Consider the following 16125-nt stretch of genomic DNA (forward strand, 5'->3'; position numbering starts at 1 on the left):
ATTAAAACCTATTTTAGATGATGAAAAATATTTTAAATATCTATATCTATCTTCATAAATGTAAAGTCCCAATCTTTCTCACCAAAAGAATAGCAGCTTTAAGTAGAACAGCTCTCCTCTCAAATACATTCCAAAAAGTACAGAGCATTCCCCTCGTTTTCAGTGAGGGTACAAGATAATGGCAGAGTTTATTGCGGTTATTTTAATTACGATTTTGGCGGTGGTTAGCCCCGGAGCAGACTTCGCGATTGTGACTAAAAATAGTTACTTGTACGGTCGAAAAATAGGTGTGTTTACTTCACTTGGAATATCGCTTGGCGTGTTGGTGCATGTGACTTATACGTTAGTCGCCGTTACCTTTGTGATGACTTATACGCCGCAAATTTTGAATATTGTGAAGTATATCGGCGCGTTTTATCTGATCTATATTGGCTATAAGACTTTTACTCAAAAACCAGTTTTAGACACTGCGGCATTAACTTCTATAGGTACTTTGCAAGCGATAAAATACGGTTTTTTTACCAACGCCCTCAACCCTAAAACCACGCTATTTGTGATTAGTACCTATACGCAAATTGTGAGTTTAACCACGCCTAAAACTATTCTTTTGGCTTATGGCTTTTTTATGTCATTTGCCCATTTTGTATGGTTTTCACTTGTGGCTGTACTGTTCTCATCCATGCTACTAAGACAAAAAATGTTAGCCAAGCAAGTACAGATTAATAGGGTGATTGGTTCAATTTTATGTGTGTTAGGTGTGATTTTGCTTTTTACTAAGTTTCAGTAGAGCCGCTTAATTTTTAAGAAACTTTTTTATATATTGCTGTTAATATTAAAACGCATGATAGATTTCCCAATCCTTCATATCTCTATAAATCAAGGATGATGAGCGAATACATTTATTATGGAAATCAAGCAAATAAAGTATTTTTTGACGGTCGTTGAATCAGGCAGTATTGGAAAAGCTGCCCAAAAACTCGATGTGGGTGCTTCGGCAATTAGTCAGCAAATTAGTAAGCTCGAGCAAGAGTTAAGCATTCGCTTATTACAGCGTAATGCTTTTGGTGTGACCCCAACCCCTGCTGGCCTTGCCTTTTTAAAGCACTCTCAACTTATTTTGCGTCAAGTGAACTTCGCCATAGATGCTGCACATTCAGCACGGCTTTCAGGTCATGTCAGCCTTGGTTTTCCACCGACCATTACCGCTTTAATTGGCATCCCTTTAATGAAACTAATGTCTGAACGTTATCCAGACATTCGTTTAGAGATTGTGGAAACCCTGTCGGGGAACCTGATTCAGTCGATTAATTCGCGTCAGCTTGATATTGCCATTATTTTTACCAATGAAATTGATAAACAGTGGTCAATTCAGCCTTTGGTACGCGAGCAAATGTATTTAATGGCACGCAAAGAAGTGCTCGAAAAATACGGTCTTAGCGAATGTATTAAAAGCGGAATTATTCAGTCGCATCAAATCGGCGATATTCCTTTAGTGTTGCCACGTCAACGCCATAGCTTAAGAAAACTGCTTGAGCACAAGATTGGACAGCTTAATGTCGTCTATGAAATTGATGGCTTGCATTTGCTTATGGACAGCCTGATTCATCTTGACCTTGCAAGTGTGAGGCCCGGTAGTGCTTGTTTACAAGAGTATAAACACAAGCTGCAATTGCTTAAGGTTGTCGACCCTGAAGTTGAACGAATTAACTATTTGGTGAGCCTTGCCGAAGAAGAATTATCACCTGCCGCACTTGCTGCCAAGTCAGCCATTAAGGCATGTGTGAAAGAGTTGATTCAAAACCAGATTTGGCCATGTTCTGAAATTATTTTATAAAGGGTCATTAATTTTTCTAAATACCTAATTAATTTTCTCCTCTCACTCCCTCCTGCTTTTTAAGATTACATTTTCCTTCGAATGATAAGTGGTTTTCTGTTTATCGAAACATAGATGTGTAGTTTGAACTGGAAACAAGGCATCACATTTTCTACGAAGGACACCTTTAAATCTCATCTCTAACCCATTTCCTATTTAGGTTTATTGATTGAATCAGTTTACGTCCAAACCTTGAAGATCGTGAATGTTTCCATTTTGTTAGGCCAAGGAGGTCTCCAATGGATGTCGTTAATAACCGTAGGGCTACTTTTAAAAAAATATTAAATGTAACGAGTGGCAACTTTTTAGAACAGTACGATTTTTTTCTTTTTGGTTTCTATGCCACCTATATCGCAGCAAAGTTTTTCCATTCTGATAATGAATATGTCTCTTTAATGATGACATTTACCGTGTTTGCTGCTGGTTTTCTTATGCGTCCTCTCGGCGCTATTTTCTTGGGTGCCTATGTCGACAAAGTCGGTCGCCGTAAAGGTTTAATTGTGACTTTAAGTCTTATGGCAATTGGCACCATCTTAATTACCTTTGTGCCGGGTTATGAAACCATTGGTATTATCGCGCCAATTTTGGTGGTAATTGGCCGTCTATTACAAGGCTTCTCGGCAGGCGTTGAATCTGGCGGTGTTTCAATTTACCTCGCTGAAATTGCAACCGATAAAAACCGTGGCTTTATTACTAGCTGGCAGTCTGGTAGCCAACAAATTGCGGTTGTGTTTGCGGCCTTACTTGGTTATTGGCTCAACACCATTTTAACTCATGCTCAAGTGGGTGAATGGGGCTGGCGTATTCCGTTCTTAATTGGCTGTTTAATCATTCCTTTAATCTTCTTGTTCCGTCGTACTTTAGAGGAAACTGAAGACTTTAAAGCACAAAAAACTCACCCATCTTCAAAAGAAATTTTCAGCACACTTGTAAGCAACTGGCGCATTGTACTTGCTGGCATGATGATGAGTGCGATGACTACGACAACTTTCTACTTTATTACGGTTTACACCACGGTGTATGCGAAACGTACTTTAGAAATGTCGGTAACAGATAGCCTTTTAGCAACCGTGTTTGTAGGTTTGTCGAATTTCTTCTGGTTACCAATGGGTGGCTTACTTTCCGACAAAATTGGCCGTCGTCCAGTATTAGTGGGTATTACGACTCTTGCGATCTTTACCAGCTATCCGGTTTTAAGCTGGTTGGTGAGCGACATTAGCTTCTCAAACCTACTTATTACCCTTGCTTACTTCTCGTTCTTCTTTGGTATGTACAACGGCACTATGGTCGCAACGCTTGCCGAAGTGATGCCAAAACGTGTACGTACCGTTGGCTTCTCTTTAGCATTTAGTCTTGCAGCCGCGATTTTTGGTGGTATGACTCCAATGGCATGTACCTTCCTTGTCGAAAATACAGGTAATGCAAGCACACCAGCGTTCTGGCTCATGCTCGCTGCGGTATGTAGTCTCATCTCAAGCTTGTATTTATGTCGTGGTTCTAAACAGAAAGATCCTGACGCGATTGCTGAACCTGCAAAGGTTAGCGCTTAAAACAACTCATTCCTTAACCTGAAATTTTAATAAACAGTACGGCAGACCTTAAATCTCCGTACTGTGCTTTCTTGCAATTCAAGTGAGGCACTATGAAAAAGTCCCCTATCTTCATAACTATTTGCCTAGCTGGTGCAGGCTTAGGATCTACATTTGCCAATGCAGATACGCTCGAAGTAATTAGCTCAGGCGGTTTCTATTCATCTATGGAAAAACTCATTCCAATATTTGAAAAGCAAACTGGTCACACGGTTCACCTATCATCTGGTTCATCTATGGGTGAATCACCGACTGCAATTCCAAACCGACTTAATCGTGGTGAACGTTTTGACATTGTTGTGTTGGCTGCTCCTGAACTAAGCAAACTCGCAGAAAAAGGTTATGTTGACCCAAATTCACAAAGCGCTTTAGTGAATTCAAGCATTGGCATGGCTGTGCCTAAAGGTGTACCAAAGCCAGACATTAGCTCTGCGGCGAAATTTGAAAAAGTTTTATTAAATGCCAAGCACATAGGCTATTCAGCAAGTGCGAGTGGTACACATCTTGAAAAAGATGTTTTCCCAAGCTTCCCACCTGTCGAATACAAAGTAATTTCGAGTAAAGCAGAAAAAGTGGTAGGCGACCGCGTTGCAAAACGTATCGCCGAAGGCCAGTTTGATATTGGTTTCCAGCAAATTAGTGAAATCAAACCTTTTACCGGCAAATATGGTCAAGTTGAGTTAGTTGGTCCAATCCCTGCGCCTTACCAAAAAGTTACCGTGTTTGCGGCGGGCATTGGTAAAAACTCGGAACATGCAAAAGTCGCAAAAGAACTTATTCAATTTGTGAAATCGCCTCAAGCGACACAAATTATTGAAGAACAGGGTCTTGAGCAGGTTAAACAATAAAAGCTCTAAAAGGCAGCATTTTGAGAGGATGTTGCCTTTTCTCTTTTAGTGGTTTACTCAAAGCAATAGAACAAAATCTATAGCGATAAACCAGTGTAGAATTAATCCATAAAGGTTAATGTAGTATTTGCCGTGGAACTTAAACAATTAAAGTATTTTATTGCAGTGATCGAGTCAGGAAGCTTGGGTAAAGCTGCAAAAAATCTCGATATTGGAACTTCTGCATTAAGCCAGCAAATCTCAAAATTAGAAAGCGAGCTTTCTATTCGCCTTTTACAACGTACCGCTTTGGGTACGGTTCCCACCCCTGCGGGTTTAGCTTTTTTTCAACAAGTGCAACTGGCACTTAGACACCTAGACCATGCCGTAGACTCTGCGCACTCCTCACGTTTAAGTGGTCACGTCACCGTGGGTTTTTCACCGAGTGTTGCGGCTGTTATAGGCACGCATTTTTTAAAACTCATGAGAAATCGTTATCCCGATATTAAAGTCCGTTTAATCGAAGGCTTATCGGGTGACCTCAAAGCTTTGGTGAATGCAAGGCAGCTCGATGTCGCGATCATCTTTAGTGACGATGTCGACCCACAGTGGGCCATACAGCCTTTAGTCAAAGAACAGATGTTTTTAATCTCGCCTAAAGAAGTGCTGAGTCAGTTCGACCTTGAAAGCTGTATCGACACTCAGACCATTAATCATTCACAGCTTAAAGAACTTCCACTGATTTTACCGAGCCAACGACATGGACTGCGTTTATTGCTCGATCAGAAAATTCACCAACTTAAAGTGGCCTATGAAATTGATGGGCTGCACTTGTTAATGGAAAGCATTAGCCAACTCGAAATGGCAACCATCCAACCTGCGGGTGCATCGTTAAACTCGCGGCAAGACCTGTGTTTACTGCGCGTTATAGAACCTGCTATTGAACGTATTAATTATTTAATTAGTCTCTCTGAAGAAGAGCTCTCGCCTGCCACCTTAGCCACAAAAGTGGTGATTCGTGCCTGTGTAGCAAACTTGATTAATGAAAAGCGCTGGCCCGGTGCGGAACTCATAAACACTTAAGCCATTAGTGTTTATTTTTACTAAACACCCATTCAAGCCTAGCCTCTCACTTCATCTTCCCTTTTGAAGCTACATTAGCCCTAGCTGAGAAAGGGAGAAATCCATGCATGATGTGATTGTAATTGGTGGTGGGAATGCCGCACTGTGTGCCGCGCTCACAGCAAAAGAAAGTGGTGCTTCTGTACTGGTAATAGAGGCAGCGCCCAAAGAGTGGCGTGGTGGTAACTCACAACACACTCGTAACCTCCGTTGCATGCATGATGCTCCTCAAGATGTATTAGTCGATGCCTACCCTGAAGAAGAATATTGGCAAGACCTACTTAAAGTGACTGCGGGCAAAACCAATGAGCACTTAGCTCGTCTAGTTATTCGTAGCACGGCGACCTGTCGTGACTGGATGCGTAAACATGGTGTGAATTTTCAGCCGCCGCTCTCAGGTGCCTTACATGTTGCACGTACCAATGCCTTTTTTATGGGTGGAGGTAAAGCTCTCATTAATGCCTATTACCGTAGCACCCAAGAACTTGGTGTCGAAATTTTATACAACACAAAAATTAAAGATCTAAAGTTAAATCAAGGACATTTTGAAGCTGCAATTGCGGAAGATGGTCGTGTATTTAAAGCGAAAAGCTGTGTATTGGCCGCAGGTGGTTTTGAGTCAAATCTCGAATGGTTAAGAGAAGCATGGGGGCAAAATGAAAACGGCGAATGGCCTGCCGATAATTTCATTATTCGTGGTACCCGTTTTAATCAGGGCAACTTACTCAAATTTATGATAGATCAAGGCGCCGATATTATTGGTGACCCATCACAATCGCACTGTGTGGCGGTAGATGCACGCGCACCGTTATATGACGGCGGCATCTGCACCCGTATTGACTGCGTTTCACTGGGAATTGTAGTCAATAACAAAGCTGAACGTTTTTACGATGAGGGCGAAGATTTCTGGCCAAAACGTTATGCGATTTGGGGCCGCCTTGTTGCCAAACAACCTCAGCAAATCGCCTATTCGATTATCGACTCAAAAGCCATTGGTCGCTTTATGCCACCTGTGTTTGCGGGTGTGAAAGCAAATAGCATTCAAGAACTGGCCGAAAAAATCGGGCTAGATGCAAAAACCTTATGCCACACCGTAGAAGAATTTAATCAAGCCTGCGTACAAGGCACCTTTAACCACACGGTTTTAGATGACTGCACCACCGAAAATATTGTTCCCAACAAAACCCACTGGGCCGTTCCTCTCGATCAACCACCCTTCTACGCCTATGCGCTTAAACCCGGCATTACCTTTACCTATTTAGGTTTAAAAGTCGAAGACGATGCTGCGGTGCGTTTTAACAATAAACCAAGCCGTAACCTATTTGTCGCAGGTGAAATGATGGCAGGTAACGTACTTGGTCAGGGTTATACCGCAGGCGTTGGCATGTCGATCGGCACAACCTTTGGACGCATTGCCGGAAAAAATGCCGCCCACTATGCACTTTCACAAGGAGTTGAACATGAATGCTAGTACCAAAGCCCTAATTCCAGTTGTTCAGCTCTCTGACCATGAGCAGGAAGTTCAAAGAGTGCTACAGATTTGTAATGCTTGTCGCTACTGTGAGTCTTTTTGTGCTGTATTTGCGGCTATGACCAAACGTCTTGAGTTTAACCAAGCCGATATTCATTACATGGCAAACCTGTGCCATAACTGTGGTGCATGTTTACATGCTTGCCAATATGCTCCACCACACGAGTTTGGGGTAAACATTCCAAAAGCGATGGCACAAGTACGTTTAGAAACTTATCAAGAATTTGCGACCCCTCAGCCTTTAGGCCGACTTTATAAGTCTGTAGGTATTCCTTTTGTCTCAGCTTTAACACTTATTTTCTTTTTTTGCATGTTAGCTGTGGTGTGGTACAAAGGCACTGACCTGTTTGCAGGTTACCAAGGTAATTTCTATGCGATTTTCCCGCATAACTTTTTAGCCCTATTGTTTGGAGCGACCTTTACAGTTGCAATTGTTTTACTCGGCATCGGAATTAGCAAATTCTGGCGACAGACGTCTAAAGTCATTCATGGCAAAGTTGAGAAACCCGATCTGGTTCAAGCTACCCAAAACGTATTAACACTTAAATATTTAGATGGTGGACATGGCAAAGGCTGTAATGAGCAAGATGACCGTTACACACAAATCCGCCGTGTGTTCCATCACCTGACGTTTTATGGCTTTATGCTCTGCTTTGCAGCTACAGGTGTAGCGACTTTATATCACTATTTTCTTGACCTACATGCGCCTTACCCTATCTTTAGCTTGCCTGTGATTTTGGGTACTTTGGGTGGAATTGGCTTAGTTGTCGGGCCTGCTGGCTTACTCTATTTAAATCTTAAACGTCATCCGTTGCATGGTGACCGTGAGCAAAAACCTGTAGATCGAGGCTTTATTTTCCTTCTACTTATCGTTAGCGCTTCAGGGTTAGCACTCATGGCATTTCGCAATACCCCTTACATGGCACTTTTACTGATTTTCCATTTAGCTACGGTCATGACATTCTTCATTACCATGCCATTTGGAAAGTTCGCACATGGTTTTTACCGCAGTGCTTCTTTACTCAAATTTGCCATCGAAGAGCGTATTTCGAAGAAGTCATAATGTTTAAGATTAGAAAAACTTCCTAATAAAAAACCGCTATAAAAGCGGTTTTTTATATTCAACTACAATGATAATTGAATGGACATATTGAAAACGGTAATAGCTTAAGCAATTTTTCCATCAATAATGCCTTTCTCTTTTAACGTAGCAAGCTCTTCTGCTGTTTTAAATCTCGATAAGATTTGAGCAGTATGTTCACCAAGCTCTGGCGGTGCATGATGATATTCAACGGGAGTATCAGACAGTTTGATGGGTGAGCCAATGGTTCGGAAGTTTTCATTTAAATGATGAGGAATGTTCACCACCAAGTTGCGATGTACAATTTGTGGTTCAGCTAAAGCATCTTCAATAGAGTTGATAACACCTACGGGAACTTTAAGCGCATGAATCATCTCAACCCATTCTTTGGCAGTTTTCTGCAAAAAGTGCTTCGACAATAAAGGAATCAGTTCATTTCGAAATTTTACGCGGTCTTGGTTGCGTACAAACTTTTCATTTTCGAGTAACTCTGGATAACCAATCGCAATACATAAATCTTTAAACTGTTTGTCGTTACCGCAAGCAATAATAAATTCTTTATCTTTAGCCTTAAAAGTTTGATATGGCACAATACTCGGATGTTGATTACCCATGCGCTGCGGGGCTTTACCCGAAGCTAAATAGTTCATTCCCTGATTTGCCAGTGCCGAGACCTGCACATCCAGGAGTGACATATCAATATATTGACCACGTCCCGTTTGCGAGCGTGCAATCAATGCAGCCTGAATCGCGATGGTTGAATACAAACCAGTTTGAATGTCTACCACAGCCACACCAACTTTTTGCGCACCACCACCTGCCACATCATCAGGCTCGCCAGTAATGCTCATTAAGCCAGACATACCCTGAATAATAAAATCATAACCGGGTTCTTCTGCACGTGGGCCATCTTGCCCAAACCCAGTAATCGAGCAATAAATAATATTTGGATTTAACGCACTTAATGACGCATAGTCCAAGCCATATTTAGCCAAAGACCCTGTCTTATAATTTTCAATTACCACGTCGGCAGTCTTGGCAATTTCATAAATTAAAGCCTGACCTTCTGATGTGGTAATGTCCACCGCAACCGAATATTTATTGCGGTTGGTACACTGAAAATAGCCAGATTCACGAGTCATGTTTCCATCTTGATCGGGCATCCATGGTGGTCCCCACATACGAGTGTCATCACCTACTCGAGGACGTTCAATTTTAATGACTTCCGCACCAAGGTCAGCCAAGATCTGTCCGCACCAAGGCCCTGCAAGCACACGACTTAAATCTAAAACCCGAATTCCTTGTAATGCACCCATAACGATACCCTTATCTTTTTAGAAGGTACTCAACGCACCTTCTTGTCATTGTTTATGATTGTTTTTGCGGATCGTACTGACGATCTTTAATAAATAAGCCCGGCAATACACCCGCAACAAAATACGCAGCACCCATCACAATAAAGGCCATAGTAAACGTACCGCCCGATGCCAAGAATCCAATGGTGGCTGGTGCAATCGCTGCCCCGACACGACCAATGTTATAGGCACCGCCAATGGCTGTTCCGCGCACATCGGTTGAAAAACTTTCAGCCATATAAGTCGCGTTCACACCGTATGGAATGCCATATAAGAAGCCAAAGGTGATTAATAAATACAAAATATTGTCAGGGGTATTAAAGAAAATAATGATTGGCAAGAACACGGCGCTGGCAATTGTTCCAAACACAAAAACGGCACGACGATTAAACTTATCAGCAAGATAACCTGCTAAAATTTTGCCTAAAATCATTGCGGTATATGAACCCACCATATAACTGGTTAAGTTTTTAAAGTTCATATGCACTTCTGTTTCTAAATAACTTGGCATCCAGTTGTTAATGCCGTAATAACCAAACTGTAAGAAGAATGCTGTGGTCATCCACAACAAAAACATCTTACGGTGTTTAAAGTTATTAAAGATTTGCTTATAAATGCTGCTACTTTTTGGCTTTTCAGCCACCACTCTTTCTTTAGACTGTCTGCTGCCTTGCAAGCTTTCAATTTTGGTGAGCTGCCAAGATTTTGGCTCCGGCACAAATCGTTGTAGGAAAATATTAACGAAAGCAGGTACAACGGTCAGGAAGAATAAAACACGCCAGCCATGATCTGGAATAATTGCCCCTGCTAAAAGGGTTGCCGCAATATAACCTACAGTCTGACCCGTCTGTAACGTGCCCAATACCGTTGTACGGTAAGTGGTGGGTACATATTCAGCCATTAAGGTATTACAAGCCATATAAAGTGCCCCAATACCCAAAGCACCAATAAAACGTAAAGCCATAAATTGCTCGAAGCTTTGCGTAAAGCCTAACAAACAAGTCGCTACCGAAAAGAAGGTTACCGAGTTCGCAATGGTTCTTACACGGCCAAACTTGTCACATGCCCAACCACCCAAAATACCGCCAATACCCATACCCGCCAAAGAGGCACTGCCTAAGGCACCCGCTTGAAAGGTACTTAAACCAAACTCTGCCTTTAAACTGGTCAAGCTATAAGACAGCAGCATAATATCAATGCCATCGACCACCATTGCAAAATAGGCAAATAACAACGCCCATTTCCATGTATGAGGGCCAATCCTTTCGTATGTCCCAAGGTTACTTGGAAATGTATTTCTTAATTCTTTCGATATTACTTGAACGTCATTGTTCATCTTTAGTTCCTCATTTTCCCAAATGAGTCATCGGTAGCTTACTTATGTTTTCTGTATGACTTAATCTTCTATACTTTTCATCAACTTACTTTCAAATTTAAGTACACAGAGGTACATCTTCACATGAGTATCCTTACGATGAATCTTGTCATTATCCATAAATTTTTGCGTAAAAATCCCTAAAGGTGCTCCCGAAAGAACACCCTTATTTTTAAAAATGAATGAGCTAGTTACTAAATGCGGCAATGCCTGTTTGAGCACGACCTAAAATCAAAGCATGAACATCATGTGTACCTTCATAGGTATTTACGACTTCAAGATTAACCAAATGACGTGCTACGCCAAACTCGTCACTAATACCATTTCCACCCATCATGTCGCGCGCCATACGAGCGATATCAAGCGCCTTTCCACAGTTATTACGCTTAATTAGGGATGTACCCTCAACTGACGCAATACCTTCATCTTTCATACGGCCAAAACGTAACGCTACTTGCAAACCCAAAGCAATTTCAGTTTGCATATCTGCGAGTTTCTTTTGAATCAACTGATTTGCAGCCAACGGACGACCAAATTGTTTACGGTCCATGGTGTATTGATGTGCAGTATGCCAGCAGAACTCGGCAGCACCCATTGCGCCCCATGCAATACCATAACGGGCACTGTTCAAACAGGTAAATGGGCCTTTTAAACCTCGAATTTCAGGGAATGCATTTTCTTCAGGTACAAATACGTTATCCATTACAATTTCACCTGTAATCGATGCACGTAAACCAACCTTGCCATGAATGGCAGGTGCAGATAGACCTTCCCAGCCCTTTTCTAAAATAAAGCCGCGAATATCGCCAACATTACCTTCAGCAGAAACTTCTTTTGCCCAAACGACAAATACATCGGCAATTGGACTATTGGTAATCCACATTTTTGCGCCAGTCAAACGATAACCACCGTCAACTTTTTTAGCACGGGTAATCATACTGCCCGGGTCTGAGCCATGATCAGGTTCTGTCAAACCAAAACAACCAATATATTCACCCGTAGCTAGTTTAGGTAAATACTTTTGCTTTTGCTCTTCGGTACCAAATTCATGAATCGGAACCATGACCAATGAGCTTTGCACGCTCGCCATAGAGCGGTAACCCGAATCGACATATTCAATTTCACGTGCAACCAAACCGTAACTCACATAGTTCAAACCCGCGCCGCCATATTGCTCAGGAATGGTTGGACCCAGTAAGCCTAGCTCTCCCATTTCACGGAAAATAGATGGATCTGTTGTTTCATGACGAAATTGTTCAAGTACACGTGGTTGCAAACGTTCTTGGCAATAGGCATGAGCTGCATCACGAATCATGCGCTCATCTTCGGTAAGCTGTTGCTCAATTAAAAATGGGTCTTGCCAGTTAAATTGAACTTTTGCTTTTTTTGTTGTCACCATGTGATTCATCGCATCCTCTGCTTGATTTGATCTTCTTTATTTAACTCGATGTTATGCGTGAAAAATGCAGTAATCAAACGATAAATGTTCATGCAGATATGCGACTTACGCATATTTAAAATAAGATGCATTAAATTTAGATATTTAATTCGTTGTATTTCATTAAAAATGGCTTATTTTTATACTAAACTCTGCTCTCTGCATTTAGGTCATATGCTGTTTTGAAATATGACGACAAATAAAAGGATTTATTTATGCGAAGAAGTATCCCATCCATTCAGGGCCTGATTTGCTTTGAAAGTGCAGCAAAACATCTAAGTTATACCTATGCTGCCCAAGAGTTATGTATTACCCAAAGTGCAGTCTCGCGCCAAATTCAGCAGTTAGAAGATTTCTTGGGCGTTGAACTCTTTATACGTACTCGGCATGGTGTTGAACTCACCATTGCAGGTCAACAGTATTTTAAAAGCATTAAACCTTACTTGTTAGGACTAGAGAAATGTACAGCCGATGTGATTTCTCATAAAGGTTTAGGTGGAACATTAAAGTTAGGCGTGGTACCTACCTTTGCAACGCGCTGGTTGTTACCCAAGCTCCATCTTTTAAATCAAAAACACCCTGAAATTACGGTTCACTTAGAAACCAGTACCAAGCCCTTTTTATTTAATGACAATATTTTTGACGCTGCTATTTTTGCAGGTACGCAGCAGCAAATTGATCACTGGCCCGGCATACAAGCACATTATTTAATGGATGAAGAAATTGTACCCGTGTGCTCGCCGAGACTCATCGAAAAGTATTTTCCAGATGCAGTCATGATCAATGAAAATACCTATGATTTAAGCTCTGAAGATTTACTGAAAATCCCCCTACTTCAACAAACCACTCGGCCTAGCATTTGGCAAGAATGGTTTCTAACCCATCAGATGCAACACCCGAAGCCTTTTGATGGACAACGCCATGAGTTATTTTCGATGCTTGCCGTTGCTGCCAGTCATGACATGGGAATGGCTTTAATTCCACAAATGTTGATTGAGTCTGAACTACAAAAAAAAGAACTGGTGATTGTTTCTAATAAAAAATTAAAAGGTAGCCGAAAATACTATCTCATTCATTCGAGCCAAGACATCTCACCGACTATTCAAAAATTTGTTGAGTGGATTTACCAAGAACTAGAACAACTAAAGACTAATACGAATTAGCTCAGCAGCTTTCATTTACGCTCAATACTCTTAAAAGGTTGTGATTAATCAAATCACAACCTTTTTAGTTAAGCGTAAATGACTTTGAAATTAATGACTCATTAATTGAATGTCTGAACCGCTACGTTTCGGATCAATCAAGATTTTGGCATGCTGTTCAGGATCACGTAATGCTTCAAATGCACTCGTAACCCCTTCTAGGCCAACAACACCGGTAATGAGCGGTGAGCAATTCACTTTACCTTCTGCAATCATGTGTAGCGCATCTCGAAACTCAAGCGGTGTATAGCCCAACACGAACTGAATTTCTAACTCTTTATTAATCGCAAGTGCTGGTTCGATTTTGTCACTTTGCATGCAGACACCCACCCCAACAATTCGGGAAAACAAAGGTGCACCTTCAATAATTTGCTGCAAAACACCCGGTACGCCTACACACTCAAAAATAACAGGACGTTTTGGTAGAGCGCCTAATTTGTCAATCATGCGCCATCCATGCCACCAAGGTAAGCGTGTCGCTTGCAACTTATCAAACAGCCCCATGCCCATGTTAATGGCATCAGAAACATTGCCAAGCAAACCAAACTCTTTCCAGTTAGCAAATGGCGATGTCTCTTTAGGATCTACCACAATATCTGCACCGCATTGCTCGGCAAGCTTACGGCGGTTTGGTGAAAAGTCGCTGGCAACTACAGTTTTAACCCCAGCTGCTTTAAGCATTAATATGACACCTAGCCCAACAGGGCCACAGCCAATTACAATCGCAGGTTCACCAGTTTTCACACGGCTACGGCGAACAGCATGCAATGCAACCGCCATAGGTTCAGTCATGGCAGCACTATCGGCATCTAGACCATTCGGTACTTCAAACATCAAGCTTGATTGAGCCAATACTTGCTCGGCATAACCACCTGAAGCATTTGGGGAAAGCCCTGTAGACAAATAACCATGCGGATCTACATTTAAAAGCGGCATTGCACAAACAAGTGTATCTGCTTTAAATTTATGACGTGTTTTTGGGCCATAGTCTAAAACCTTGCCGCAAAACTCATGTCCTAGTACAAACGGATCTGTAGACTTCGCTAAACCATTAAACCCGACACGTGCAGCCAAATCATGCATGTGGTCGCAGTGATGCTGCATATGTAAATCTGAACCACAGATCCCGCATCGCACCACTTCCAATAAAACTTGCCCTTTTGCAGGCGTTAATTTCGGTTGGTCCACCACTTGTAGTTTTGCTTGATGACAAAGTACCGACTTCATTTGAGCCCTTCCTATTTCTTCTTTTTCATTTACTTGCTAGAAATAGATTTCTACAGATAAATTAATCGCTTTATCAATTTGGTCTTTAGCAAGCCTTTATTCATCTTTACAACTAAAAGGCAAAATACCAATGACCATTCTTCAGCCAATCCACTCTTGAAGAGTCAACAAAACAGGCTCAGCGAAATTAAAAACAATAAAAATCTTGGTGCTTGTATCTTACACAGACTGCGTTGTCTTCTTAGGCCAGAACAATGTCATCAAAATTAAAACTTATACAAATATAGTAAGTTCAAAAAACTCAACTCAACGCTTTTCACAAAAACATAGCAAATCCAAACTTTTATCAGTGCATCTAAACAGGCATGATGAATTAATAGCAACAGATAAGAAGAAATTTATGATTACTAAAACGCTTCCACTTACAGATATACACCGCCACCTTGATGGCAACATCCGCATTCAAACCATTTTAGACTTGGGGCAACAATACAATTTAGATTTACCTGCTTACGACATTGAATCTTTACGACCCCACGTACAAGTGATGGATAACCAACCAGACTTATTAAGTTTTTTATCTAAGCTCGATTGGGGTGTAAAAGTATTAGCGAGCCTAGATGCCTGCAAACGTATTGCTTTTGAAAACATGCAAGATGCAGCACAGCAAGGCCTAGACTATGTAGAGCTGCGTTTTTCCCCGGGTTATATGGGAATGACACATCAACTCCCGCTCGAAGGTGTTGTTGAAGCTGTGATTGCTGGCGTAAAAGAGGGTAGTCAGGTGTACAGGGTAAAAGCGAATTTAATTGGCATTATGAGTCGTACTTTTGGTCAAGAAGCCTGCGAAAAAGAATTAAATGCCCTGCTTGCCCATAAAAATGATATTAAAGCGTTGGATCTTGCTGGAGATGAGCTTGGTTTTCCGGGCAATTTATTTATTGATCACTTTAAAAAAGCACATGATGCAGGTTGGCACATTACGGTACATGCAGGCGAAGCTGCTGGTCCAGAAAGTATTTGGCAAGCCATTGAAGAATTAGGTGCTGAACGAATTGGACATGGTGTTAAAGCAGTTCAAGATTTAAAACTTTTAGATTATTTGACTAAACATGAGATTGGTATTGAATCTTGCCTGACTTCGAACATTCAAACCAACACAGTGCCTTCTTTAGCAGAACACCCATTAAAGACTTTTTTAGAACATGGTGTGCTTGCCACCATTAATACAGATGACCCAGCAGTTGAAGGCATTGAGATACAGCATGAATATTTAACTGCTGCCCCATTAGCAGGTTTAAGCCCTGAGCAAATTTATACAGCTCAAGAAAACGGCCTAAAAATCGCATTTCTATCAGATCAAGAAAAAGATGAGTTAAGGCAGAAATATCAATAACAGAGAACAGAGAACAGAGAACAGAGAACAGAGAACAGAGAACAGAGAACAGAGAACAGAGAACAGAGAACAGAGAACAGAGAACAGAGAACAGAGAACAGAGAACAGA

The 16125-nt window shown here is 41.4% G+C and carries 13 protein-coding genes; 9 read left to right on the forward strand and 4 right to left on the reverse strand.

Annotation, left to right across the window (positions count from 1 at the left end):
* The first annotated feature begins 178 nt into the window (after nucleotides 1–178).
* The 7 genes from KNQ97_RS14595 (at nucleotide 179) to tcuB (ending at nucleotide 8005) form a co-directional block, all read left to right on the forward strand.
* Complete coding sequence (locus tag KNQ97_RS14595) at nucleotides 179–787, forward strand: LysE family translocator (protein ID WP_218666551.1); 609 nt, start codon at nucleotides 179–181, stop codon at nucleotides 785–787.
* A gap of 117 nt (nucleotides 788–904) precedes the next feature.
* Complete coding sequence (locus KNQ97_RS14600) at nucleotides 905–1834, forward strand: LysR family transcriptional regulator (RefSeq protein ID WP_005129570.1); 930 nt, start codon at nucleotides 905–907, stop codon at nucleotides 1832–1834.
* A 278-nt stretch (nucleotides 1835–2112) separates the two neighbouring features.
* The gene (locus KNQ97_RS14605) at nucleotides 2113–3423 is read left to right on the forward strand and encodes an MFS transporter (protein WP_000383636.1); all 1311 of its coding nucleotides are present in this window, start codon (nucleotides 2113–2115) and stop codon (nucleotides 3421–3423) included.
* Nucleotides 3424–3515: 92 nt separating this feature from the next.
* A complete protein-coding gene (locus KNQ97_RS14610) occupies nucleotides 3516–4310 on the forward strand; it encodes a substrate-binding domain-containing protein (protein ID WP_253612394.1) in 795 nt (264 codons plus the stop codon).
* Between the two features lie 132 nt (nucleotides 4311–4442).
* Complete coding sequence (locus KNQ97_RS14615) at nucleotides 4443–5372, forward strand: LysR substrate-binding domain-containing protein (protein ID WP_253612395.1); 930 nt, start codon at nucleotides 4443–4445, stop codon at nucleotides 5370–5372.
* A gap of 103 nt (nucleotides 5373–5475) precedes the next feature.
* On the forward strand, nucleotides 5476–6882 hold the full coding sequence (gene tcuA / locus KNQ97_RS14620; protein WP_253612396.1) for an FAD-dependent tricarballylate dehydrogenase TcuA: 1407 nt from the start codon (nucleotides 5476–5478) through the stop codon (nucleotides 6880–6882).
* Nucleotides 6872–8005: a tricarballylate utilization 4Fe-4S protein TcuB gene (gene tcuB / locus KNQ97_RS14625; protein ID WP_253612397.1), complete on the forward strand. Its 1134-nt coding sequence runs from the start codon at nucleotides 6872–6874 to the stop codon at nucleotides 8003–8005. Before tcuA ends, tcuB begins: the two co-directional genes overlap by 11 nt.
* A 104-nt stretch (nucleotides 8006–8109) precedes the next feature.
* On the opposite strand, the gene KNQ97_RS14630 is transcribed toward tcuB, so the two are convergent.
* From KNQ97_RS14630 to KNQ97_RS14640, 3 genes are all read right to left on the reverse strand, one after another.
* Complete coding sequence (locus KNQ97_RS14630) at nucleotides 8110–9339, reverse strand: CaiB/BaiF CoA-transferase family protein (protein WP_253612398.1); 1230 nt, start codon at nucleotides 9337–9339, stop codon at nucleotides 8110–8112.
* Nucleotides 9340–9391: 52 nt separating this feature from the next.
* The gene (locus tag KNQ97_RS14635; protein ID WP_253612399.1) at nucleotides 9392–10714 is read right to left on the reverse strand and encodes an MFS transporter; all 1323 of its coding nucleotides are present in this window, start codon (nucleotides 10712–10714) and stop codon (nucleotides 9392–9394) included.
* Nucleotides 10715–10940: 226 nt separating this feature from the next.
* Nucleotides 10941–12161, reverse strand: coding sequence for an acyl-CoA dehydrogenase (locus KNQ97_RS14640; protein ID WP_002055095.1), 1221 nt, complete (start codon nucleotides 12159–12161; stop codon nucleotides 10941–10943).
* 245 nt (nucleotides 12162–12406) lie between these two features.
* Between KNQ97_RS14640 and KNQ97_RS14645 the strand changes: the two genes are divergently transcribed.
* Complete coding sequence (locus KNQ97_RS14645) at nucleotides 12407–13354, forward strand: LysR substrate-binding domain-containing protein (protein ID WP_001254613.1); 948 nt, start codon at nucleotides 12407–12409, stop codon at nucleotides 13352–13354.
* A gap of 90 nt (nucleotides 13355–13444) precedes the next feature.
* Here KNQ97_RS14645 and KNQ97_RS14650 read toward each other — a convergent pair whose 3' ends face one another.
* On the reverse strand, nucleotides 13445–14620 hold the full coding sequence (locus KNQ97_RS14650) for a zinc-binding dehydrogenase (protein ID WP_151283420.1): 1176 nt from the start codon (nucleotides 14618–14620) through the stop codon (nucleotides 13445–13447).
* 400 nt (nucleotides 14621–15020) lie between these two features.
* Here KNQ97_RS14650 and add point away from each other — a divergent pair, with 400 nt between their 5' ends.
* Nucleotides 15021–16016, forward strand: coding sequence for an adenosine deaminase (gene add / locus KNQ97_RS14655; protein WP_253612400.1), 996 nt, complete (start codon nucleotides 15021–15023; stop codon nucleotides 16014–16016).
* Nucleotides 16017–16125 lie beyond the last annotated feature (109 nt).

The sequence above is a fragment of the Acinetobacter sp. UC24323 genome (assembly GCF_024151445.1).
GTDB lineage: Bacteria > Pseudomonadota > Gammaproteobacteria > Pseudomonadales > Moraxellaceae > Acinetobacter > Acinetobacter baumannii.

Bases quoted from the DNA above. Each gene is read 5' to 3' on its own strand.
- KNQ97_RS14595 (WP_218666551.1), top strand. From the start codon at position 179: ATGGCAGAGTTTATTGCGGTTATTTTAATTACGATTTTGGCGGTGGTT.
- KNQ97_RS14600 (WP_005129570.1), top strand. From the start codon at position 905: ATGGAAATCAAGCAAATAAAGTATTTTTTGACGGTCGTTGAATCAGGC.
- KNQ97_RS14605 (WP_000383636.1), top strand. From the start codon at position 2,113: ATGGATGTCGTTAATAACCGTAGGGCTACTTTTAAAAAAATATTAAAT.
- KNQ97_RS14610 (WP_253612394.1), top strand. From the start codon at position 3,516: ATGAAAAAGTCCCCTATCTTCATAACTATTTGCCTAGCTGGTGCAGGC.
- tcuA (WP_253612396.1), top strand. From the start codon at position 5,476: ATGCATGATGTGATTGTAATTGGTGGTGGGAATGCCGCACTGTGTGCC.
- tcuB (WP_253612397.1), top strand. From the start codon at position 6,872: ATGAATGCTAGTACCAAAGCCCTAATTCCAGTTGTTCAGCTCTCTGAC.
- KNQ97_RS14630 (WP_253612398.1), bottom strand. From the start codon at position 9,339: ATGGGTGCATTACAAGGAATTCGGGTTTTAGATTTAAGTCGTGTGCTT.
- KNQ97_RS14635 (WP_253612399.1), bottom strand. From the start codon at position 10,714: ATGAACAATGACGTTCAAGTAATATCGAAAGAATTAAGAAATACATTT.
- KNQ97_RS14640 (WP_002055095.1), bottom strand. From the start codon at position 12,161: ATGAATCACATGGTGACAACAAAAAAAGCAAAAGTTCAATTTAACTGG.
- KNQ97_RS14645 (WP_001254613.1), top strand. From the start codon at position 12,407: ATGCGAAGAAGTATCCCATCCATTCAGGGCCTGATTTGCTTTGAAAGT.
- KNQ97_RS14650 (WP_151283420.1), bottom strand. From the start codon at position 14,620: ATGAAGTCGGTACTTTGTCATCAAGCAAAACTACAAGTGGTGGACCAA.
- add (WP_253612400.1), top strand. From the start codon at position 15,021: ATGATTACTAAAACGCTTCCACTTACAGATATACACCGCCACCTTGAT.